Source organism: Varibaculum sp. GTC20041, from assembly GCF_055387755.1.
This window is the reverse complement of record NZ_AP041144.1, coordinates 1,855,120-1,875,122: the sequence shown is the minus strand read 5'-3', so window position 1 is coordinate 1,875,122 and position 20,003 is coordinate 1,855,120. Positions and strand designations below refer to the sequence as shown.

The following is a 20,003-nucleotide window of genomic DNA, read 5'->3' as shown; positions in this document are numbered from 1 at the left end:
GCAGAGGAAAGGACACTGCGATGGCGCAGAGTAAAGCAATAAATACCAACGATCCCAAATATTCCAAATTGTCCATCGGGGTCTGCCCCGACCAGTGGGGGGTATGGTTCCCCGAGGACGAAAAGCAGATGGATCCCCGGCAAGCCTGGGAAGAAATGGCAGAAGCCGGCTTCGAAATCATCGAAACCGGGCCGTTCGGTTATTTCCCCACCGATCCCAAAGAACTACAAAAATGGTGCGATGACTTCGGAATGAAGGTAGTTGCCGGCACTGGCTGGGGGATTCTCCACAAGGCCGAAGCCTGGCCAGAAACTTTGAAGACCTTCCGTGCCATCGCCGAAACTCACGCGGCAGTCGGCGCCGAATACATCGTGCACCTCCCTCCGCTATACCGCGATGACAAGACCTGGGAATGGACAGATGACCGCGTCCTATCCGATGATGCCTGGAAGCTTTATGTAGAGCACGCCAACGCCCTCGGGCAAATGCTGTTGGATGAATACGGCTTGAAGATGGTGCTGCATCCTCACGGCGATTCCCATATCGAAACCCCCGAGGAAATCGCGCGTATCTTTGACGCCACTGACCCCAAGTACGTAAACCTCTGCCTCGATTCCGGCCACGTGGTTTACGGCGGTGGCGACCCGGTAGAACTGATCAAGAAATACCCGGAGCGGATCACCTACGTACATATCAAGGCTTTCGATGAAGCCATCACTAAAGAGGCGCACGAAAAGGACTGGCCCTTCGGCGAGGCCGTGGCTAAGGGCGCATCGGTATGTCCTCCGAAAGGACTGCCGGAAATGCATGAGTTCGTGGATGCGCTCGCGGAACTAGATCGCGAAATCTACTGCATTTGTGAGCAGGACTGCTACCCGTGCGAGCCCTCATTCCCGAAGCAGAACGCCATTAACATGCGGGAATACCTGGCCAGCTGCGGGCTGGGTCTGAAGTAACTATCCACCACTTACCTGATGCCGCGGGAGCGGAGCGATTATTCCGTTCCCGCCGGCATCTCCATTCAGCGGCTATCTGGTCGCGCTTGGGCGCACTGAGGCATCCAGGCAAATCACTCATAGGGGAGAAACATGACATTAAATATTGGCTTGATCGGTGCGGGGGGCATGGGACGTGCCCACGTAGAACGGATCGAAAACGAACTGACCGGCGGCAAGATTGTAGCGGTCGCCGATCTGAACCTGGATGCCGCGAAAGAAGTAGCGGAAAAAGTTGGCGGTAAAGCCTATGGCTCCGGCGAAGAGCTAATCGCGGATCCGAACGTAGATGCCGTCTTGATCGCCACTTTCGGTCGGGTGCACAAGCCCGATGTAATTCGGGCGATTGAGGCCGGAAAATACGTGCTGTGTGAAAAGCCGTTGGCAACCACGGCAGAAGACTGCCGCGAAATTATGGAGGCCGAACAAAAGGCTGGAAAGAAACTAGTGACCGTCGGGTTTATGCGTCGCTTTGACCAGTCTTATGGCATTTTGAAAGCCAAGATGGACTCCAAAGAGCTGGGCGAAACCACCATGGTGCACTGCCGTCACCGGAACCCCACGGTTCCGGAAAACTACCTGTCTTCCATGGCGATTGATGACACCGCCATTCACGAGATCGATACTTGCCGCTGGCTAACCGGTGAAGAAATCGTGAACGTGCGGGTAGATATTCCCCGCTCCACCAGCTACAAGTTTGAGCACCTGACCGACCCGATCGTAGTGGTCATGTACACCGAATCTGGGATTCGCATCGATGACGAAGTAAACGTCAACATTGGCTACGGCTACGACATTCAGTGCGAAGCGGTAATGGAACAAGGTACCGCGTACCTGGGGGATCAAGAAAAAGTGTATGTGCGCTCGGCTCAAGAACGCGCCAACGCCATCTGTCAGTCCCATATCGACCGTTTCCACGATGCCTTCAACCGCGAGGTGCAGCAGTGGATTAATGCCGCCAGCGAGGATCGCCACACCGGTTCCAGCTCTTGGGACGGATACGCTGCCACCTGCGTAGTGGATGCCGCCCTGGAATCCTTAGAATCACGTGAGTCCAAACTGGTTTCCGTGGAATTAATCGAACAGCCCGAGTTCTACAAATAACCTGGATCGCTCTTAAAGGAGAAAACACAATATGAGCAATGATGCTTATAAGGAGAAGATGGCAACCCCGCCCTCTCCCGAAAAAGTTAAAGAGATGGTAGCCAAGACCCCCATGTCGGGGCCACATCGCGGCACCATAATTTTGGCTGCTACCGCGACTTTCGGGTCGCTGCTATTTGGGTATGACACCGGAGTAATCGCCGGAGCTTTGCCCTATATGTATATGGACAATGTGGCCGGAGGGCTGGGGCTAGATGCCCTGCACGAGGGTTGGGTCAACGCCATGCTCGCCATCGGGGCAGCCTTCGGCGCCTTGATTGGCGGCTGGCTCACCGACCGGCTAGGACGACGTACCAACATCATGATTTTGGCAGTCATCTTCCTGGTTGGGACCCTGGGTTGTACCTTCAGCCCCAACGTATGGGTGATTTATCCCTTCCGCTTCATTCTCGGTTGGGCAGTAGGCGGAGCGTCCTCCTCGGTTCCGCTCTATCTAGCGGAAACTGCGCCGAAACGAATCCGCGGTCCGCTGGTAGCAGTAGATCAGTTCATGATCGTGTTTGGGCAGCTAGTTGCCTATATTTGTAACGCCGCCCTCTCGCAGGCGCATAACGCACCCGAAGCAACCGTAAAAGCCATTAGCGCAGGCGCTGTTTGCCCTAAGGGATCCCCGGATGCCGGTAAGGCCGTGCAGGCCGGTGGCACCTACACTTGGGACTGCCTGTCTGGCCTCTCGGATACCGTCCGCGAGACTATGGTGCTCTCTGGTGGTAACGGTAACGCCTGGCGTTGGATGTTGGTAATCGCTACTATTCCCGCCATCTGCCTATGGCTAGGTATGCGGGTAATGCCGGAATCTCCGCGTTGGTATGCAGCTAACCAGCGTTACTATGAAGCCATTGGTGCTTTGAAACGCGTGCGTGACACCGATGAAGAAGTAGAGTTCGAAACCAACGAAATGATCGAACTGCACCGTAAAGAAGAGGAAGAAGAACAGTGGAGTTTCTCCCGGATTTGGAGCACTCCCTGGACACGTAAAGTACTAATCATCGGAGTGTTCCTGGGGATCTTCGACCAGACCACTGGGATTAACACCGCTATGTGGTACATGCCCAAGATTTTAACCGCCGCCGGCTTTGATACTGGTCAAGGCATTATGCTCAACGTGGTTACCGGTACTTTCTCCGCAGTTGGATCCGCAGTAGGCTTCTTGCTAATTGCAAAACTCTACCGCCGTACCGTAGGTATCTACCAAGAAACCGGGGTCGCGATTTCTCTATTGGTACTGGCCGGAGTGTTCTACTGGGGTATTGAGCCCCATATGGATGCCCACGGCAACGTGGCCAGCGATATTCCCAACTTCTTGCCGTGGATGGTACTGATTTTGGTGTCGGTATTCCTGTTCATCAAACAGTCGGGAACCATTCACTGGGTGCTGCTGTCCGAAATCTTCCCGGCGAAGATCCGCGGGGTCTCGCAGGGAATCTCGGTCTGCGCGCTATGGATTTTCAACGCCATCGTTGCGGGAACTTTCCCCTGGATGATCGAAAACCTGGGTGGTTCCGGTACCTACTTGGTCTTCGGAATCATCAACGTGATTGCGTTGTGCTTCTACGTTAAGTTCGTTCCGGAAACCAAGATTTACACCTTGGAAGAGGTGGAACAGAACCTGGAGGCTAAGTACTCCAAGTAATAGCGATATACCCAGCTACCGCCCTGGCCTGTCGGCAACTATTCGTTAGTTCGCTGGCAGGCCAGGGTTTTTATTATCTGGCTTTATTTCCAAATTTACGAGGGTGCACGCGAGTTTATCGCGGGAGCGGGGGATAGGCACAGCACTTTCACGGTCAGGTAGCGAGAGATAGCTTCTCGCGAGAGCGGGGCTGAGCGCGATGTCCTCATCAGGGTACGTTTCTTTTTGTAATCGGAGAGGACGGAACTCGGACTCTTGACTTCAGAATCGCTTAGCGCGGCTTTTTGCAGGTGGTGGCGCGTTGCAGCAGCGAGGGACGAATCGCGATTTCTTGTCCGGGCTCCCCTGGGGCAGCGTAGCGCTTAGCCAAGGCGGCAACGGCTTGTTCACCCAACTGATCCGCATGTTGGTCGATCGAAGTAATCGAAAACTCTTCTAACTGTCCCAAGTAGGTGTCGTCATAGGTGATTAACCCACAGTCTTTACCCGGTTCCATCCCTAGGGCGCGCAGCGCGGTACAAGCTTCGATAGCAATCAGGTTGTTGTGGGCAATAAACGCAGGCCGCTTTGCCACCGATCCTTCTAGGCATTGCCGGATCTGTTCCCCCGGTTCCATATCTGGTACCAAAGCTTGGAATCCCGGGAAATTCTGTTTCTTTTTGCGGAGGCTCTCAAAGGCCTCTCGCTGCACTTTGCGGCGGGTCACTACCGCCTGATCAACGCTTTCCGGACTGGATAAAGAAAAGATACGGTCGTATCCACACTCGGCTAGGTGAGTGATCGCTAGCCGGGCTGCTGCTTCCTCGTCCATATGGATAGAGTCTATTTTTCCTGCCACGTACTTTAACCCCAGCACCGCTAGGGGGAAGGTTTCAGACAGGTGCGCCAGGCGCTCTTGGGAGGAGGCAGGGGAGATCAGGATGACCCCGATAGTCTGCATCTCCCGGTAGCGGTTTATCAGGTTCCATTCTTTTTCCGGATCCTGACGTGCAGTAGAAACCAAAGATAAAAGTTTGTTTTCTTCTGCTGAAAGCCGCAGCGCATCCTCTACCTCTTCGAAAAAAGGATTTTGCAGGTCGGGCAGGATTACCCCGAGGAGATCGGTTCCGGAGGTCGATAAGAATGCAGCGTTTTGATTGCGCACGTATCCCATATCAGAGGCAACGCGCAGAATGTTGGCTTTAGTTTCCGCATTAACCCGCGGGGAATTAGATAACGCCAGGGAAACTAACCCGCGCGAAACTCCGGCCTTGCGGGCGACATCTGCTTGCGTGGGGCGAAAACTCATGTCTTAAGTATATAAGTAACGCGTGTGAAAAATTGGGTTGACTTGGGGACATAGTTAGGAATCATTCCTCTCAGAATCAAGGGGAGCGGGAGTAAAAAAGATTTTAGAAAATATTGGAAAATAGCTCTTGATTTGTAGAAAAAAGTCCTTTACTATGGACAGTAGTTAACGCGTGTTAACACTGGTTTGCGGGGACGCTAGCGCCAGAAATCAAGGCTCTAGCAAAACTCAAAGAGGAGAAAAAATGACTAAAGAAACCCTGTCAGTAGCGGTGATCGGCGCAGGTATGGCTGGACGTACCCATGCGGATGGTTGGCGCCAGGCGAATACCGTATTCGCATCAGAGCTGCCTCGGCTGCGCCTAGCCACTATCGCTGACGCCTATCTGCCTTTTGCTCAGGCGGCTGCTCGCGATTACGGTTATGAAAAAGCCACCGACAACTGGAAAGACATTGTCGATGATCCCGATATCGACATTGTTTCCATTGTGGTGGGCAACAAGCTGCACCGCGAAATGGCCGAGGCGCTAGTCAAAGCCGGCAAACACGTCCTATGCGAAAAGCCTCTGACCGATAACCTAGAGGACGCCAAAGCTATGGCCGAGTTTGGGGCAACCGATAAAGTAGTTACCGGTCTGGGTTACTGCTACCGCCGTAACCCCGGTCTAGCAAAAATCGCAGAAATGGTACAAAGCGGGAAGCTGGGAGAAATCACCCATTTTGACGCGCGTTACTGGTGCGACTATGGCTGCGACCCCAACACCCCGATCGCCTGGCGCTATAAAGGCCCGATGGGTTCCGGCGCTTTAGGTGATGTGGGCAGCCACCTGGTTGACACTGCCGAGTTTATTTGTGGCCCTCTAAAGTCAGTTGCGGGCGCCCAGCTTTCCACCGTGATTAAGAAGCGCCCCCCGGCTCTAGAAGGAGTAGCAGGAGGCCGCGGCGCATCCTCGCAGGCAGAGGCCACTGAAATCGTAGAAAATGATGATGTCGCTACCTGTACCCTGAAATTTGAAAATGGCATTATTGGGACTTTCTCGGTTTCCCGGGTAGCGTTCGGATCCCCGAACTCCATGCAAATCACCGTTAATGGCACCAAAGGAATGGTTTCCTTCGATATGGCGCGCGCCGGGGAAATCATGGTTGATGACCAAACCGCTCCTGCCGGACTAGGCGGCCCGCGCCGCGTCCTCGTTAACCCCGACTTCCCCTACTTCAAAGGTGGATCCTCCATGGACTTCGGGGGAGTGGGTGTTACCCAAATCCAGCAGTTCGTTTACCAGGCTCACGCCTTCTTAGAGCAGGTGGCCGGGGTTAAAGACGGATTACCTCCCACCCCGGACTTTAACTATGGATACCGCTCCATGCGAATCCTCGACACTATTGCTAAATGCGCAGCCAACGGTGGCGCCGAAATGGAAATCAAATAACCTCAATATCTATAAAGGAGAAAAATAATGGCTATGAATCTAGGTGCTTACACCGCTTGTCTACACAACTTCACCCTGCCCGAGGCACTCGATCATTTGAAATCCGTCGGGCTAACCGGCGCGGAAGTAAACGTGGGGGGCTTCATTCCTTCCCCGCACTGCCCGGTTGATTTGCTGATTGGTTCGAAAACCGCTCGCGAAGACTACCTGGGGATTTTCGAAGAAAAAGGAATGCGCCTTGCCGGGCTGAACACCTCCGGGAATGTCGCCGACCCGCTGCCCGATGTGGGGCCGCGCCACACCTATGACCTCAAACGCGCCATCGAACTGGCCGGAAAACTCGGGGTGGAGGAAATTGTATGTATGTCCGGGCTGCCCGGCACCGACCCGGACGCCAAATATCCCGCCTGGGTGGTTAACCCCTGGAATGGTGAACAGCTAGAAGTCCTGGAATACCAGTACGGAGTGCTAGAGAAATTCTGGAAAGAAATGGATAAGCGCGCCCAAGATGCAGGCGTGAAACTGGCTTGGGAACTGCACCCCACCAACACCGTGTTCACCCCCACCCAGTTCCTAGAGTTCGACGAACGGGTCGGTGGCTTCAAGAACATTGGGGTAAACATGGATCCTTCCCACCTGATGTGGCAGGGGATGGACATTATGAAGTCGATCGAACTACTCGGCGACAAGATCGTGCACGTGCACGCGAAAGACACCAAGATTGAACCGGGAGTAGCCACTCGCGGGGTACTCGACCCCTCCTTCGGGCCGGTTCCCGAGGACGAATCCGCGCGCACCCCCGTAGGGATGGATCACTACTGCTCGTCTTGGCCCTCCGATCCCGCCTGGCGTTTCGTCGCCATCGGTGAAGGTCACGACGTGCCTTGGTGGAGCGAGTTCCTAGCCGCGATCGCCAAGATTGATCCGGAAATGAACATCAACATCGAACACGAGGATGCCGCCTACGACCAGCTAGAAGGCATCCGTCTGGGGGCAGAAAACCTGATCGCCGCGCAGCGCGCATAGCGAGGGCGTCCCTCTCGGGTAGTGCTTATTTAGCGCCGCACCTGCCGCACCGGGCGAATCGATACCATTTCCACCATCGCGTTTTCTGGAGAATCGATAGCGAAACGAACCGCTCTGGCGATAGATTCCACCGTCATATGATCTTCCGGGTCATAATAGCCAGCGTCCTCTTGTAAAACGTGTTGCATATCGGTATCGACTCGCCCGGGGAGGACAGAGGTGACCCAAACGCCCAGTGGTTGGAAATCAATTCTCGTTATCGCGGTACTGCTTTAAATCTTCCTCAGTACCCGCAAGCTTCTTTTTCTTGTGCTGTTTGGCAACTTCGCCCGCAAAATCTGGAACATACTTCGAAACCGCCACCGAGGGGCGCACGTATCCACTGGAGTTAGGGCGCGGAGGAAGCTTTATCGGCTCTGCATCGCTTTGAATCTCCGTGTAAGGGATAGAGCTGAGGAAATGGTGGATCATATTCAAGCGCGCCTGTTTTTTGGAATCAGAAAGCACGTGATGCCAAGGCGCCACCGAAGTATCTGTATGTACCATCATGTCGTCCTTAGCGCGCGAGTAATCTTCCCAGCGAGTGATGGATTCTAAATCCATGGGGGAGAGTTTCCACTGGCGTAAAGGATCACCGAGTCGAGATTTGAAACGCTTGTACTGTACTTTATCTGACACGCTGAACCAATATTTACGCAGGTATATCCCGTCTTCGACTAGCATTTGTTCGAAGATGGGGCATTGGCGCATGAACAGTTGCACCTGGTCAGGGCGGGCAAATCCCATCACTTTTTCCACCCCCGCCCGGTTATACCAAGAACGATCGAAGAGGACGATTTCGCCGGCTGCGGGCAGATGCTCGATATAGCGCTGGAAATACCATTGAGTTTCTTGGCGCTCCGTCGGTTTAGGTAGCGCCACGATCCGAGCCACCCGCGGGGAGAGATATTCGGTCATCCGTTTAATAGTGCCGCCTTTACCGGCCGCATCGCGCCCTTCAAAAATAACTACGATCCGGGCTCCGGTAGCTTTCACCCAGGTTTGTAGCTTTCCGAGTTCTCCCTGTAAGCGGTAGAGCTCGGCCTCGTAAACTTTATTAGGGATTTTCTGTACCTTGATTTCGTCGGCTTCACTAATCCCATGTTCGCTTTGATTCATCGGTATCTCCTGGTTCGGCGGTAATTCTTAGCGTAGAGCAGGGGCGCGCTGTGTGGAGGTAAAACGGGAAGAATAATTTTTAGGGAAGGAGTGGTAAAGAGTGGGCAGGCGAAGGGAAAACAAGCTAGTTTTAAAGTATGGAATTTAAAGTCATTGACCATCCGCTGGTGAAACATAAACTGACCATTCTTAGAGATAAAGACACCCCTTCTTCGGTGTTTCGGCAACTGGTTGATGAACTAGTTACCCTGCTCGCCTATGAGGCAACTCGGCACGTGCGGGTAACTCCCAAGCAGATCGAAACCCCGATTCAACCCATGGAAGGCGAGGTGATCTCGACGCCTCGCCCGATCGTGATTCCGATTCTGCGTGCCGGATTAGGGATGCTGTCTGGCATGACTGCCTTGCTACCCACGGCAGAGGTCGGTTTCCTGGGGATGAAGCGGGACGAAGAAACTTTGGCGATCGAAACCTATGCGAATCGTCTGCCTCAGGATTTAACTGATCGGCAAGTGTTCCTGGTTGATCCCATGCTGGCTACCGGCGGCACCTTGGTAGCGGCCATAGATTACGCTCTGGAGCGAGGCGCGCGGGATGTTACCTGCATCTGCCTGGTGGCGGCTCCGGAAGGGGTTAAGCACGTAGAAGAGCATATCGGTCAGCGGGCAGACGTTACCGTGGTGGTGGCGGCTCTGGATGAGGGGCTTACCCCGCAGGCTTATATTCGCCCAGGTCTGGGCGATGCCGGGGATAGGTTGTATGGAATTGTAGATCAATAGTAGCGCGTATAGTCGTCGAGCGCGGTTACGAGGCAGCGTGCTGTTGCCGCTGTTTGGCGAGGTTACGCGGCGGTGAATGTTTTGCTGAGGAGGCAACTGGATGGGACTAGCCGCGGGAGTGATCACATTTCGCACCCAAAGTTTAGTTCTGGCGGACAAATCCGCTAAACTTTTGAAGGTCTGTTAACTCAGTATTAGGTAGCGTGTCCGAGCGGCCGAAGGTGCAGCACTCGAAATGCTGTGTGGGGCAACCCACCGTGGGTTCAAATCCCACCGCTACCGCAAGGAGAAAAATGCCCCAAGCGCTTGCGCTTGTGGGCATTTTTCGACGCAGCGGTATGTAAAACTGCGTAGCGGTTTTACAAATACCGCAAGGTTGGGTTTTGCAATCGCGGTATGTAAAACTGCGTAGCGGTTTTTCGTTTGCCGCAAGGTGTTTCAGGTGGGGTTTGGTTGTTGGGTGTGTGCCCCAAGCGCTTGCGCTTGGGGCATTTTTCGACGCAGCGGTATGTAAAACTGGGGTTAATACCCAAACGCCTCTAGCGGGCGGGTTTGCCAAGCAGCTACCTCGTCTTGGACAGCATCGGTGATATTCGAGATCGTCTCGTGAGAAATCTGGGTTCCGAAAGTGGCCTCCAGGTGATGACCAATTTCCCTGATCGTTATGCCACCGGCATACAAAGAGATAATGATGTCATCAAGACCCGCCAAGCGCTGCTGACCCGGCGGCAACAGACACGATTTGAAGCTGCCAGCCCGATCCCTTGGCTGATCAATCTTAACCGGACCAACCTCGGTATGAACCGTTTTAGCCGTGGTGCCATTACGCGAATTACCGCTACCATACCCGACCCGATCATGCTTGTCGTAACCTAGATGATCCCTCAGCTCAGCCTTCATACCGCGTTTTTAATCAACTCCGGCAATCCCAGGCACTGGGGAAATCGGGGGCTATGTAGGGATACACCGAAGAATTTCTAGGTTTAATTCTCTTCAATTGCCCTTACAGAGGAACGAATAATTAGCTTCATGGGGTACCACTGGCTTTTTGCGCGCTTACCTGCACTAATTGCGAACAGTGTGTCGAAAGCACCCTTCGCCATGCTTCCGATGGGCTGGTGAATTGATGTTAATCGGGGGCGTAACCAATCGCAGAGATTAATATCGTCGCAACTCACAATAGATAAATCTTCAGGGATTCGTAGAGAGAATCTTTCAGCGGTACTGAGTATCCCAATGGCGGCAATATCGGACGTCGTGAAGACAGCGGTGGGGAGTGGATCAGCTTGAATAATGCTTGGCAAAATTGACGCACCGAAGGCTTCGCTGAAAGGTCCGTGGAAAACTAAACGGTCATCAACCGTGCACCCATGAAATGCCATCGCTTCTCGGAATCCCGTTTCTCGGGCGCGAGCAGTGGGGAGTTCAGTTCGTCCACCTACAAAAGCGATACGGGAATGTCCGGAAGAAACAAGGTGATTAATTGCCTGGTAGGCACCGTTCCTGTTATCGCAACTAATTAAACACAAATCATTATGTGCAGAATCGAACACTTCTTCATCCACCATGATGAACGGCTTAGTAATCAACCGGGGATCCATCAATCCATCAAGTGAATTCGATCCTACAAAAAGAATCCCGTGAACATGCTGATCCTCGTTTAAATTGCGAATCAGCTCGACTTCACGGGACGCGACACCATTACTGACATGCAGGAACACATCGATTCCACGTTCGCGACCGGTACGAACGACTTGATCCGCAAGCAATGTAAAAAAGGATTCGTGAGCTCGGGAATTATCAGTGAAACCGAAGTGATAGACGTATATGAATCACATGGGCGTTCCCAACCAACTTTATCCATGGCGTGAAGAATTTTATCTTCCGTTTCAGGAGTGACCCTTAATTGTCCACGCACATAACGCGAAACTGTAGAAGCTGAAACACCAGCTACGCGGGCAACTTCTGTGAGGGACGACTGCAAGTGACTCCTCCTTTTCCTGCTTGCGTCTTAATGCTGAGTATATTACAGTAATAAACGTAATCGTTGCGCAATGTTGCGCACTACAGAGACAAAGGAGTGTCTATGTCAAAAGTACTGTTAGCTGGGGAATCCTGGGTTAGCGACGTCGTTGACCACAAAGGCTTTGATCATTTCCCACATACGCAAGTCCATATCGGGTGCAAAGAGCTTCTCGAAGCGTTGCGCAACGCTGGACACGAAGTGACGCATATGCGGTCACATGATGTAGCGGTAGATTTCCCGTTTACTGCTGAAGAATTAGATGAATACGACGTCGTCATTCTTTCTGACGTCGGGGTAAACACCCTTCTTCTCCCGCCTGAAGTTTTTGAAGAAGGTAAGCGCATGCCTAATCGTTTAATGGTTCTCCGTGATTGGGTCCGCGCGGGCGGTGCACTCATGATGGCCGGCGGATACTTAAGTTTCCAAGGTTTCCAAGCGATGGCTAACTACGCTGGAACACCAATTGAAGATGTTTTACCAGTGCGTATTTCACGCTGGGATGATCGAGTTGAAGCACCACAAGGTGTAGAAGGCAAGCTCACTCAGGTTGTACATCCTATTACCAAGGATCTCGATGAAAATTGGCCCCATCTCCTGGGATACCAGAAGCTCGTAGCTGATGCTGATACACAAGTGTTGGCGGAAGTAAATGGCGATCCTCTCCTTGTAGTTGGAGAGTACGGCCGCGGTCGTTCCGTTGCCTTCGCGTCAGATATTTCCCCACACTGGGCACCACAAGAATTCATGGGCTGGGCCGGATACCAGACTCTCTTTGACAACATTGTTCGTTGGTTGGCAAAGGAAGTGGCGTAAATGAATAACTCGCTAGACAACACAATGCGTACTTCTGCGCACGGTCAATCAGCACCAGTTGCAGAGCCAAACATCGCTAAGGAACCTTCCACTAAGCCATCAGCTGCAACAACAACCGTTGTAGGCCTTTTCGTTATCCTCACAGTTCTTGCCGGAATGCTCGGCCCCGTTCAATCAACAGTGAACGGGCAGCTCGGAAGCGTTATTGGAGATGGCCATTTAGCAGCATGTATTTCCTTCTTCTCGGGACTGGTTGTCATGTTCGCCATCGTTCTTCCTCAGAAGAAGCTGCGCACCGCTCTCTTCCGCCTTCCTTCCCAACTAAAGAACAAAACTCTTCCCTGGCCCTACTTCTTCGCAGGATGCTGCGGGGCGGTGATTGTTCTTTCTGAAGGTATTTCTGTTGGATCTCTAGGTGTTGCTACTTTCCAAACCTCACTTATCTGCGGCATGGTGATCTCGGGTATTGTCTGTGATCGTCTGGGAATCGGTGTTGAATTCAAGCAAGCTCTTAATATCCCACGTGTTCTCGGTGCTATCTTGGCAATCGTCTCCACAATTTTGGTGGTATACCCCGTCTTCACCGCACCTCACGTGATCGTTCTTGCAATCCTTCCATTCACTGGTGGTTTGCTCGCAGGTTGGCAGCCAGCTGGTAACTCGCAAATTGGGCACATCGCAGATTCAATGCTCGTGTCCATTACCTGGAACTTCATTATCGGTTTCTCGGCACTAACCATCGGTTTCCTCGTCCGCCTCGGCCTGGGGCATGCAACCTTTGCTTTGCCTACTAAGTGGTGGATGTTCCTCGGTGGTCCGCTCGGTTTGCTTTCCATCGCGTTAATGGCTCTGCTCGTTCGCAAGCTCGGATTGCTTCTTCTTGCTCTTGCCTCAACCGCAGGCCAGCTGATCGGCTCCGTTGCTATCGATCTTTCCTTCCCGCAGCTCGGTCACACCGTTTACACCATGACGATCGTGGGTACCATTGTTGCACTTGTGGCTTCAGCAATTGCCATGATCCCGTCAAGAAAGATCGGGAAGGGGACCGAAAGTGCCTAATTCTGAGCTCAAAAGCGGATATTTACAGACAGTAACAGGTATTATACCAGCTTCTGACATGGGTATGACCTTACCTCATGAGCACCTGTTCAATGATCTTTCGTCCGTGGTGGATGAACCGTTCTACGATTTTTCCTCACGCCTTGTCGGTAAAAAAGTGTCACCGCATCTCATGTGGGGGCTGCGCCAGGATCCGTACTGCTGCGCAGATAACATGGCAGATAAACCCACCGAAGATGTGATTGTTGAAGTACAACAATTCGCAGAACTTGGCGGGAAAACGGTTGTTGACGCAACGGGAACTGAATCGATCGGAAGAAATCCGGAACGGCTTCTCACCGTCGCACAAAAAACTGGACTGAACATCGTGATGTCCACCGGGCCCTATCTCGAAAAGTTTGAAGGCCCACAGATTGTTGATCACTCGGTAGAAGAAATCGCTTCGCGCATTGATTCTGATATTAACGACGGTGTTCGAGATACCGGAATCCGTGCCGGAATGATTGGTGAGATCGGCATTTCTCCAAGCTTCACCCAAGCGGAGCACAAGTCTTTGCAAGCGGGCGCTCTGGCGCAAACCAACAACCCATCGGTTGTATTAAATATTCATATGCCCGGATGGCAACGCCGCGGTGACGAAGTGCTCGATATCGTTCTAGGACAATATGGAGTTAACCCACACAAGGTTTCCCTCGCTCATTCGGATCCATCTGGATCTGATGTGGAGTATCAGCACAGGATGCTTGATAGGGGAGTCTGGCTAGAATTCGACATGATCGGCCTGGATATCACCTTCCCGAAGGAAGGAGTATCGCCTTCGGTTAATGAAACAGTAACTGCTGTTGCAAACCTCATTAAAGCCGGTTATGGAAACCAGATTGTGTTGAGCCACGATCTCTTCCTTAAGCAAATGTGGACACAAAATGGTGGAAATGGCTTCGCCTTTGTTCCTGCTGTGTTTGTCGATCTTCTTCATCAAGAAGGCATCGCCAAAGAACAAACTCACGCCTTGTTGGTGGATAATCCAAGAAGGCTTCTGACAGACTAATCTGTCTAATTTACGCTATATAGTAACACCTCTTCCCAAAACGGCGTTCAGCCTTCGATATACATAAATATGCGTGTGGGGTTGGTTCGGGTCCGAACCAACCCCACACGCATATAACGATGAAGAATCGTTAATAATTACTTGGTGTAGACTACTTGATGCTCAAGCACTTGCTGAAGGCATCTTCCATGGCCTTCTTATCAGAGTCAGGTGGCTTGTAATCCTTGTTGGGATTAGGCTTCTTGACAAGCCCAATTGGTTAACCGAATAGCCTTTTAATAGTCATTTGATAAACAAGTCCGCTTGGGCTCTAGCGCTAATATCAGGACGTGATTTAACTGTCGAAGTCCCGCAGACCAGACAACGCCACCGGGTTCGCCTGGAGCTAGTCTTACCGTTCTTTACAAGCTTTTGTCCGCATACACCACAAACTGGTCGATTACAAGCACTCTTCACACAATATGCTCTCAAAGCATATTCAAACCATCATAACCCCTGATCAAACCCCAAAAAATAACGAATTCATACACACAATTCAAGTAATAACCCAGAAACCTGGATTTCGAACATCGATTTGATGTATAATAGATGTTGAAAGTAGGAGTATTTGAGGTGGAATTTGAGTATGACCCGCGCAAGAGCGAGGCTAATCTGTTTAAGCATGGCATTAGTTTTGCTCAAAGCCAGAAGCTTTGGACAGAAGGTAAAACGGTAACTTTTAACTCGAATAATGCTGGTAATGACGAATCGAGACAAATAACTATCGGAATAATAGAAGGTAAATACTATAGCGCTATTACTACTCAGAGAGCAGGGCGCACGCGGATAATTTCGGTGCGGCGCGCCCGGCAGAGGGAGATAGATATTTATGAGAAAAGCATTTGATACCTTGACCGCCGAGCAGATCGATAAAAAATTCGACGACGGTGAGGACGTCCTCGAATATTTTGACCTAGAAAATCCGCAAGTAAATGCCCCGCTGCGTTCGATTGAGCAGAAGAGGGTGACTCTCACCATGCCGGAGTGGATGATTCAGAGGCTGGATAAGCAAGCGACTGACCTCGCGATTTCTAGGAATGCAGTAATAAACACTTACCTGGCAGAAAAGCTAACAGAACAAGCAGTCAGCTAGCCTCCGCATAAGGATTTACTTGCAGTCGGATGCGTTAGGGTGGAAAAGGCAGTAGCGGCTGCGGTCAAGACGGCGAATAGGCGGGGTGTGGTGGGAAGACGTAACAAGCGGAGGGCGGGGACGCGTCCACCGGCACGGGGCGGAATCGATCCGGTGGCATTTACCTCTATCGGCGAAGATACTTTAGAAAGGCAGTTGCAAACTCAGCTGGAACGCAAACTCTCGTTGTCGGCCGCCGAGATTGCCGATTTTGTCGCTACAGCATTCGCGGCGGGGGATGTGGTTTCGTCCCTGGGGGTCGCTTTATCCCCGGACGCCAAACTATTGACGGGGCAACGCTACTACTTGCATCGAGTAGCTCCCGATGAGGGCGTTGCCTTACCGAAGTTGCAGGTGCTTTGGGAGGGCGAGGGCGCAATCGTAGTAAATAAACCCGCTAGTCTCGCAACTATTCCCCGCGGTTCCTGGATTACCCGCTCGGTAGTGGTGGCTGCCCGCCGTCAATTTGGAAATGATGAAATAACCGCTGCGCACCGTCTAGATCGCCTGACTACCGGATGCTTATTGCTGACTCTAGGTTCGAAGTATCGGGCGCGTTATCAGCAACTATTTGACCGCCGACAAGTAAAGAAAATCTACCTGGCGCGCAGCCGCGGCGGTGGCAGGACAGAAGGGTCGTCTCCCCAGGTGGGAGAGAGTTTCGATTTCCAGCTCCCTATGTTTAAAGAAACTGGCTCGCTGGCAGTGTCGATAGGGACGCCCCCGATAGGTTCAAAAGTGGCCAGCTGCCAAAGCCGAACCCACGGCCTCGTCCTCGGAAAAATCCCCCTCCCCGAAGAGATAGAAAAGCCGGAGGGAGAGGAAAACGCAAGCCCGGGCAACCCGGGAAACGCACCAGAAAAAGAACTGCTGTGGCAGTTAGAGCCGGAAACTGGCTTCACTCATCAGCTGCGCGCCACCTTGGCTCATTTCGGGTATCCCCTCGTGGGCGACCCCCTCTATCCGGAAGTTTTGCCCGCGAAAGCGCCAGAAAATGTTAAGCCGCAGCTGTGCCTACATGCCCAAGAACTGCAGTTTCCCGACCCAGAAAATCCCGCTAACCTAATAACCGTTACCGCCCCCGCCCCCACCTGGGCAAAAGGCGCCTTAAGCTGACTTCTGAATTACTGCGGTAGATAGGTATACACCGAGCTTCCCGGTAAACACGCAAGAAAAATACGTAAGAATTGCGTATTAACTATTGATAAAACACGCAAGAACTGCGTAAAATAGTTGCGTAGTTTCAATTTTGGCGAGATAGTCCAAGCGAGGTGATGAGCGTGACCCTGAAGGAACTCCGCAAACAAAAGAAACTAACTCAGGTCGAATGCGCCTCCTACTTAGATATTCCGATTCGCACGTACCAAAATTACGAGAACGAAGAAAAGAAGAGAAAATCTTTAAAGTACCAGTACATGATGGAAAAACTGGAGCGATACGGATACATCGATGAAGGACACGGGCTCCTCACCATCGCAAAAATCGAGGAGATCTGTCGAAAAGTATTCGCCTCCTATGATGTGGAGTACTGCTATCTCTTTGGGTCCTATGCCAAGCGGAAAGCTAAACCGGAAAGTGATGTGGATTTGTTGATATCCACAGATATTTCCGGCATTAAATTTTATGATTTGGCAGAATCCTTGCGGGAAGCGCTCAATAAAAAAGTGGATCTGTTAAAACTTGAGCAGCTGAAAGATAATCCTGAGTTGGTGAACGAAATACTAAGAGACGGCATTAGAATCTATGGATAACTCCAAAACAAACCAGTACTACCTAAACAGGATTATTCTCGACCTAGAGTTCGTCATCGCGCACACCGAAGGTTACTCGCAAACAGAGTTTGAGCATAATGAGTTACTTGTGGACTCGACCCTATTTCGGTTAATCCAGGTCTCTGAAAATTCGAACAAACTTTCCGCAGTTTTTAAGCAGCAGCATCCATCCATCCCCTGGCGCGCTATGAAAGGTCTTCGTAACCGTATCGTGCATGAATATGGCAATGTTGATCTCTCGGTTGTCTATGAGACCGTGCGCGATGATATTCCGGAACTGTTACGTAACCTGAAGAGTCTGGCATGACGGATGGCGCGCTAACCCGTAAGCTATGAGTCATGCGAGAAAGGCTGCCGTTTTTATTTATTCAGTGCCGTCCCGCCGGAAAAATAGCGCGTGATGAGCTGCAAACCATTGCCGAGGTCACCGGACTAAAGATTGGCCAGGAACTACATTCTTACCTGCTGCCAGAAGAAACTGACCTTGACCTGGTGCGCGACCTTGACCTTAAGAACCGGTATAGCGCAGTTATTATTTCCGGATCTCCCTTTCGGGCGCAGAAGCCAAATGGCTCCGAAGCTCCCATGCAAGGGCAGCTATATAACCAGCTAATGCCACTCATGCATTACCTACTAGACCAGGATTTTCCCACCTTGGGGCTGTGCTACGGGCTGCAAATGTTGGGGCAAGCGGCTGGCGCCACTTTGACTGACCGCACCGGGGAAGACCTGCAGGCGGTGGAAGTTACTTTAACCGCGAAGGGACAGCAAGACCCGGTAACCGGGCAGCTAGATCCGGTAATCCGCGGTTACACCGGGCATGGGGATTCCCTGGCGGAACTACCAGAGGGAGCAACTTCGCTGGGCAGCGGGAAACACTGCCACTACCAGCTACTTCGATTACAAAATAATCTGTATGGCACCCAGTTTCATCCGGAAATCACTACTGCGGGAATGCAGATCCGCATCGACCAATATGGGGACGCCTACTATGCGGCCGCCGAACGCGAAGCAGTCATTGCCCGCTGCATGAGTCAAGATGTGACCAGCTCGCACCGGTTGTTGTCCGCATTTACTGAGCATTACCGCCGTTAGGAGGCCTGCTATGACCATCAATTTTTCTCGTTCTGAACGATCCACCATTGGGATCGAATGGGAACTACAACTAATTGATAAAGACTCTTTCGACCTGCGACAATGTGCTAGTGCGGTGATGGAGGAAGTGGAGCGGCTCCACCCCCAAAACCCCCTGGTGCATAGGGAGATGCTGCTGAATACGGTAGAAGTAATATCCCGTCCTCGTCACAGCGTTCGTGACTGCATCATGGATCTGAAAGAGGGTATCAATCTGGTGCGTCCGGTTACTTCGGCGCTGCGAGTAGAGCTAGCAGCTGCCGGATCCCACCCCTTCGCTAACCCCAGCTATCAACAGGTCACCGATTCTAAACGTTATGAAGAACTGGTCAATCGCACCCAGTATTGGGGACGCCAGATGCTACTTTTTGGCACCCACGTGCATGTGGGGGTAGAAGACCGTGACAAAGTCTTACCGATCCAAAACTATTTGACCAGTAAACTTGGCCATATGCAGGCGCTATTTGCGTCCTCGCCCTATTGGGCGGGAGTCGACACTGGATATTGCGACAATCGGGCAATGGTATTCCAGCAGCTACCCACCGCGGGCAAGCCCTATCAGTTTGAAACCTGGGAGCAACTGGAAGATTTCACCGCGGGGATGCTCAAAACCGGGGTGATTGATTCCTTTGATGAGGTGCGTTGGGATATTCGCCCCTCGCCCAAGTTTGGCACCATTGAAGCGCGGGTAGCCGATGCCTCCTCCACTATTAAAGAGGTCGCCGCCGCAGCCGCACTCACCCAATCCCTGGTAGAAACGGCTTCCCGTCAGCTTGATGCCGGTAAAGAGTTGCCTGTTTTACCGGATTGGTTCGTGCGGGAGAACCGGTGGCGCGCAGCCCGCTACGGGATGGATGCCATCTTGATCGAGGACGCACACGGGGAAGAAGAACTGTTAACAGATTCCCTACCCGCGTGGTTAGAGGAACTGACGCCTGCCGCCGAAGATTTAGATTGCGCAGAAGAACTCTGGTCAATCATGGAAATGGTGAAAATCGGTGTCGGCTATCAGCGGCAACGCATCATTTTTGACCGCACCAATTCTTACGAGGCAGTAGTAGCCTTCCTAATAGCCGAAATGGAGGCCGGAGAGCCCTTAAATCCGGAATGTTTCGTAGATAAATCCCTGCACCAACGCGGGGTCAAAGGCTGGAAAGCCCGCGCCCGCTAAACGCGCGAATCCGTAAATGTACAGGTTTTAGGAGGACGCGGGGGAAAGTTTTTCCTCCTGCCCAAGAAATCGGAGAGAGACCCAGTCTCTCTCCGATTTCTTATGCCCACCGCGCCTACTCGGATAAAACTTTCCCCCACGCCCCGTTCAGGAATCTCTCTGTGCTAATTACGCGTTAATAGCGTGGGCAATGATTTACGTGCACGCTAACTGCGCGAGGGAGAGTTTTTCCTCCTGCCCAAAAATTTGGAAAACGTAGAAACGTTTTCCAAATTTTGCGCCCGCCTAGCCTGCTCGGATAAAACTCTCCCTCACGCATAGTTTTAGGGGTATCTTG

General features: G+C 52.1%; 22 protein-coding genes, 1 tRNA gene and 1 pseudogene. 17 read left to right on the top strand and 7 right to left on the bottom strand.

Features of this window, described 5'->3' with window-relative positions:
* Positions 1 to 20: 20 nt before the first annotated feature.
* The 3 genes from ACZ5BI_RS08130 (at position 21) to ACZ5BI_RS08120 (ending at position 3,792) form a co-directional block, all read left to right on the top strand.
* A complete protein-coding gene (locus ACZ5BI_RS08130; RefSeq protein ID WP_464896133.1) occupies positions 21 to 956 on the top strand; it encodes a sugar phosphate isomerase/epimerase family protein in 936 nt (311 codons plus the stop codon).
* Positions 957 to 1,088: 132 nt separating this feature from the next.
* Positions 1,089 to 2,099 (top strand): Gfo/Idh/MocA family protein, encoded by a 1,011-nt coding sequence (locus ACZ5BI_RS08125; protein ID WP_464896132.1) that lies wholly within the window; start codon positions 1,089 to 1,091, stop codon positions 2,097 to 2,099.
* Positions 2,100 to 2,130: 31 nt separating this feature from the next.
* Complete coding sequence (locus ACZ5BI_RS08120) at positions 2,131 to 3,792, top strand: MFS transporter (RefSeq protein WP_464896131.1); 1,662 nt, start codon at positions 2,131 to 2,133, stop codon at positions 3,790 to 3,792.
* A 271-nt stretch (positions 3,793 to 4,063) separates the two neighbouring features.
* Here the strand turns inward: ACZ5BI_RS08120 and ACZ5BI_RS08115 are convergent, their stop codons facing one another.
* Positions 4,064 to 5,080: a LacI family DNA-binding transcriptional regulator gene (locus ACZ5BI_RS08115; RefSeq protein WP_464896130.1), complete on the bottom strand. Its 1,017-nt coding sequence runs from the start codon at positions 5,078 to 5,080 to the stop codon at positions 4,064 to 4,066.
* Positions 5,081 to 5,324: 244 nt separating this feature from the next.
* Between ACZ5BI_RS08115 and ACZ5BI_RS08110 the strand changes: the two genes are divergently transcribed.
* Both ACZ5BI_RS08110 and ACZ5BI_RS08105 read left to right on the top strand, forming a co-directional pair.
* Entirely contained in the window at positions 5,325 to 6,509 is a 1,185-nt protein-coding gene (locus ACZ5BI_RS08110) for a Gfo/Idh/MocA family protein (protein WP_464896129.1), read from the top strand.
* Positions 6,510 to 6,536: 27 nt separating this feature from the next.
* On the top strand, positions 6,537 to 7,535 hold the full coding sequence (locus tag ACZ5BI_RS08105) for a sugar phosphate isomerase/epimerase family protein (protein WP_464896128.1): 999 nt from the start codon (positions 6,537 to 6,539) through the stop codon (positions 7,533 to 7,535).
* 29 nt (positions 7,536 to 7,564) lie between these two features.
* On the opposite strand, the gene ACZ5BI_RS08100 is transcribed toward ACZ5BI_RS08105, so the two are convergent.
* Both ACZ5BI_RS08100 and ppk2 read right to left on the bottom strand, forming a co-directional pair.
* A complete protein-coding gene (locus ACZ5BI_RS08100) occupies positions 7,565 to 7,723 on the bottom strand; it encodes a hypothetical protein (protein ID WP_278606285.1) in 159 nt (52 codons plus the stop codon).
* 58 nt (positions 7,724 to 7,781) lie between these two features.
* Complete coding sequence (gene ppk2, locus ACZ5BI_RS08095) at positions 7,782 to 8,693, bottom strand: polyphosphate kinase 2 (RefSeq protein ID WP_464896127.1); 912 nt, start codon at positions 8,691 to 8,693, stop codon at positions 7,782 to 7,784.
* Positions 8,694 to 8,830: 137 nt separating this feature from the next.
* On the opposite strand from ppk2, the gene upp reads away from it, so the two are divergent.
* Together upp and ACZ5BI_RS08085 are read left to right on the top strand one after the other, a co-directional pair.
* Positions 8,831 to 9,472, top strand: a complete 642-nt coding sequence (gene upp, locus ACZ5BI_RS08090; RefSeq protein WP_024059674.1) for a uracil phosphoribosyltransferase — start codon at positions 8,831 to 8,833, stop codon at positions 9,470 to 9,472.
* Between the two features lie 197 nt (positions 9,473 to 9,669).
* A tRNA-Ser gene (locus ACZ5BI_RS08085) sits at positions 9,670 to 9,754 on the top strand.
* A gap of 252 nt (positions 9,755 to 10,006) precedes the next feature.
* On the opposite strand, the pseudogene ACZ5BI_RS08080 reads toward ACZ5BI_RS08085, so the two are convergent.
* The 3 genes and pseudogenes from ACZ5BI_RS08080 to ACZ5BI_RS08070 all read right to left on the bottom strand — a co-directional run.
* A pseudogene (locus ACZ5BI_RS08080) lies at positions 10,007 to 10,381 on the bottom strand (transposase); the annotation flags it as partial.
* A gap of 74 nt (positions 10,382 to 10,455) precedes the next feature.
* Positions 10,456 to 11,241, bottom strand: a complete 786-nt coding sequence (locus ACZ5BI_RS08075) for a LacI family DNA-binding transcriptional regulator (protein ID WP_464896126.1) — start codon at positions 11,239 to 11,241, stop codon at positions 10,456 to 10,458.
* Positions 11,145 to 11,456 carry a LacI family DNA-binding transcriptional regulator gene (locus ACZ5BI_RS08070; RefSeq protein ID WP_464896125.1) on the bottom strand — a complete coding sequence of 104 codons (312 nt, stop codon included), beginning with the start codon at positions 11,454 to 11,456 and terminating at the stop codon, positions 11,145 to 11,147. The genes ACZ5BI_RS08075 and ACZ5BI_RS08070 overlap by 97 nt, the downstream gene beginning before the upstream one ends.
* Before the next feature lie 102 nt (positions 11,457 to 11,558).
* Between ACZ5BI_RS08070 and ACZ5BI_RS08065 the strand changes: the two genes are divergently transcribed.
* From ACZ5BI_RS08065 to ACZ5BI_RS08055, 3 genes are read left to right on the top strand one after another with little or no spacing between them, the layout of a single operon-like run.
* Entirely contained in the window at positions 11,559 to 12,311 is a 753-nt protein-coding gene (locus ACZ5BI_RS08065; protein ID WP_278620348.1) for a glutamine amidotransferase, read from the top strand.
* Positions 12,312 to 13,370 (top strand): DMT family transporter, encoded by a 1,059-nt coding sequence (locus tag ACZ5BI_RS08060; protein ID WP_278620346.1) that lies wholly within the window; start codon positions 12,312 to 12,314, stop codon positions 13,368 to 13,370. It abuts the gene before it with no gap.
* Positions 13,363 to 14,418, top strand: a complete 1,056-nt coding sequence (locus ACZ5BI_RS08055) for a phosphotriesterase family protein (RefSeq protein WP_464896124.1) — start codon at positions 13,363 to 13,365, stop codon at positions 14,416 to 14,418. Before ACZ5BI_RS08060 ends, ACZ5BI_RS08055 begins: the two co-directional genes overlap by 8 nt.
* Positions 14,419 to 14,700: 282 nt before the next feature.
* On the opposite strand, the gene ACZ5BI_RS08050 is transcribed toward ACZ5BI_RS08055, so the two are convergent.
* The gene (locus ACZ5BI_RS08050) at positions 14,701 to 14,874 is read right to left on the bottom strand and encodes an IS1/IS1595 family N-terminal zinc-binding domain-containing protein (RefSeq protein ID WP_415926225.1); all 174 of its coding nucleotides are present in this window, start codon (positions 14,872 to 14,874) and stop codon (positions 14,701 to 14,703) included.
* Between the two features lie 156 nt (positions 14,875 to 15,030).
* On the opposite strand from ACZ5BI_RS08050, the gene ACZ5BI_RS08045 reads away from it, so the two are divergent.
* The 7 genes from ACZ5BI_RS08045 to ACZ5BI_RS08015 all read left to right on the top strand — a co-directional run bounded on the left by ACZ5BI_RS08045 (position 15,031) and on the right by ACZ5BI_RS08015 (position 19,666).
* A complete protein-coding gene (locus ACZ5BI_RS08045) occupies positions 15,031 to 15,303 on the top strand; it encodes a BrnT family toxin (protein WP_278606376.1) in 273 nt (90 codons plus the stop codon).
* Positions 15,287 to 15,550 (top strand): type II toxin-antitoxin system BrnA family antitoxin, encoded by a 264-nt coding sequence (gene brnA / locus ACZ5BI_RS08040; protein WP_278606377.1) that lies wholly within the window; start codon positions 15,287 to 15,289, stop codon positions 15,548 to 15,550. Before ACZ5BI_RS08045 ends, brnA begins: the two co-directional genes overlap by 17 nt.
* A gap of 39 nt (positions 15,551 to 15,589) precedes the next feature.
* Entirely contained in the window at positions 15,590 to 16,705 is a 1,116-nt protein-coding gene (locus ACZ5BI_RS08035) for a pseudouridine synthase (RefSeq protein ID WP_464896123.1), read from the top strand.
* Positions 16,706 to 16,869: 164 nt separating this feature from the next.
* Positions 16,870 to 17,340: a nucleotidyltransferase domain-containing protein gene (locus tag ACZ5BI_RS08030; protein WP_285372505.1), complete on the top strand. Its 471-nt coding sequence runs from the start codon at positions 16,870 to 16,872 to the stop codon at positions 17,338 to 17,340.
* Positions 17,333 to 17,668 (top strand): HepT-like ribonuclease domain-containing protein, encoded by a 336-nt coding sequence (locus ACZ5BI_RS08025; protein ID WP_285372504.1) that lies wholly within the window; start codon positions 17,333 to 17,335, stop codon positions 17,666 to 17,668. The genes ACZ5BI_RS08030 and ACZ5BI_RS08025 overlap by 8 nt, the downstream gene beginning before the upstream one ends.
* Positions 17,669 to 17,700: 32 nt before the next feature.
* Positions 17,701 to 18,456, top strand: coding sequence for a glutamine amidotransferase-related protein (locus tag ACZ5BI_RS08020; protein WP_316086275.1), 756 nt, complete (start codon positions 17,701 to 17,703; stop codon positions 18,454 to 18,456).
* A 10-nt stretch (positions 18,457 to 18,466) separates the two neighbouring features.
* Entirely contained in the window at positions 18,467 to 19,666 is a 1,200-nt protein-coding gene (locus tag ACZ5BI_RS08015) for a glutamate--cysteine ligase (RefSeq protein WP_464896122.1), read from the top strand.
* The last annotated feature ends 337 nt before the right edge of the window (positions 19,667 to 20,003 follow it).

Bases quoted from the DNA above. Each gene is read 5' to 3' on its own strand.
- ACZ5BI_RS08025 (WP_285372504.1), top strand. From the start codon at position 17,333: ATGGATAACTCCAAAACAAACCAGTACTACCTAAACAGGATTATTCTC.
- ACZ5BI_RS08125 (WP_464896132.1), top strand. From the start codon at position 1,089: ATGACATTAAATATTGGCTTGATCGGTGCGGGGGGCATGGGACGTGCC.
- ACZ5BI_RS08060 (WP_278620346.1), top strand. From the start codon at position 12,312: ATGAATAACTCGCTAGACAACACAATGCGTACTTCTGCGCACGGTCAA.
- ACZ5BI_RS08015 (WP_464896122.1), top strand. From the start codon at position 18,467: ATGACCATCAATTTTTCTCGTTCTGAACGATCCACCATTGGGATCGAA.
- ACZ5BI_RS08100 (WP_278606285.1), bottom strand. From the start codon at position 7,723: ATGCAACACGTTTTACAAGAGGACGCTGGCTATTATGACCCGGAAGAT.
- ACZ5BI_RS08130 (WP_464896133.1), top strand. From the start codon at position 21: ATGGCGCAGAGTAAAGCAATAAATACCAACGATCCCAAATATTCCAAA.
- brnA (WP_278606377.1), top strand. From the start codon at position 15,287: ATGAGAAAAGCATTTGATACCTTGACCGCCGAGCAGATCGATAAAAAA.
- ACZ5BI_RS08020 (WP_316086275.1), top strand. From the start codon at position 17,701: ATGCGAGAAAGGCTGCCGTTTTTATTTATTCAGTGCCGTCCCGCCGGA.
- ACZ5BI_RS08110 (WP_464896129.1), top strand. From the start codon at position 5,325: ATGACTAAAGAAACCCTGTCAGTAGCGGTGATCGGCGCAGGTATGGCT.
- ACZ5BI_RS08105 (WP_464896128.1), top strand. From the start codon at position 6,537: ATGGCTATGAATCTAGGTGCTTACACCGCTTGTCTACACAACTTCACC.
- ACZ5BI_RS08065 (WP_278620348.1), top strand. From the start codon at position 11,559: ATGTCAAAAGTACTGTTAGCTGGGGAATCCTGGGTTAGCGACGTCGTT.
- ACZ5BI_RS08115 (WP_464896130.1), bottom strand. From the start codon at position 5,080: ATGAGTTTTCGCCCCACGCAAGCAGATGTCGCCCGCAAGGCCGGAGTT.
- upp (WP_024059674.1), top strand. From the start codon at position 8,831: ATGGAATTTAAAGTCATTGACCATCCGCTGGTGAAACATAAACTGACC.
- ppk2 (WP_464896127.1), bottom strand. From the start codon at position 8,693: ATGAATCAAAGCGAACATGGGATTAGTGAAGCCGACGAAATCAAGGTA.
- ACZ5BI_RS08120 (WP_464896131.1), top strand. From the start codon at position 2,131: ATGAGCAATGATGCTTATAAGGAGAAGATGGCAACCCCGCCCTCTCCC.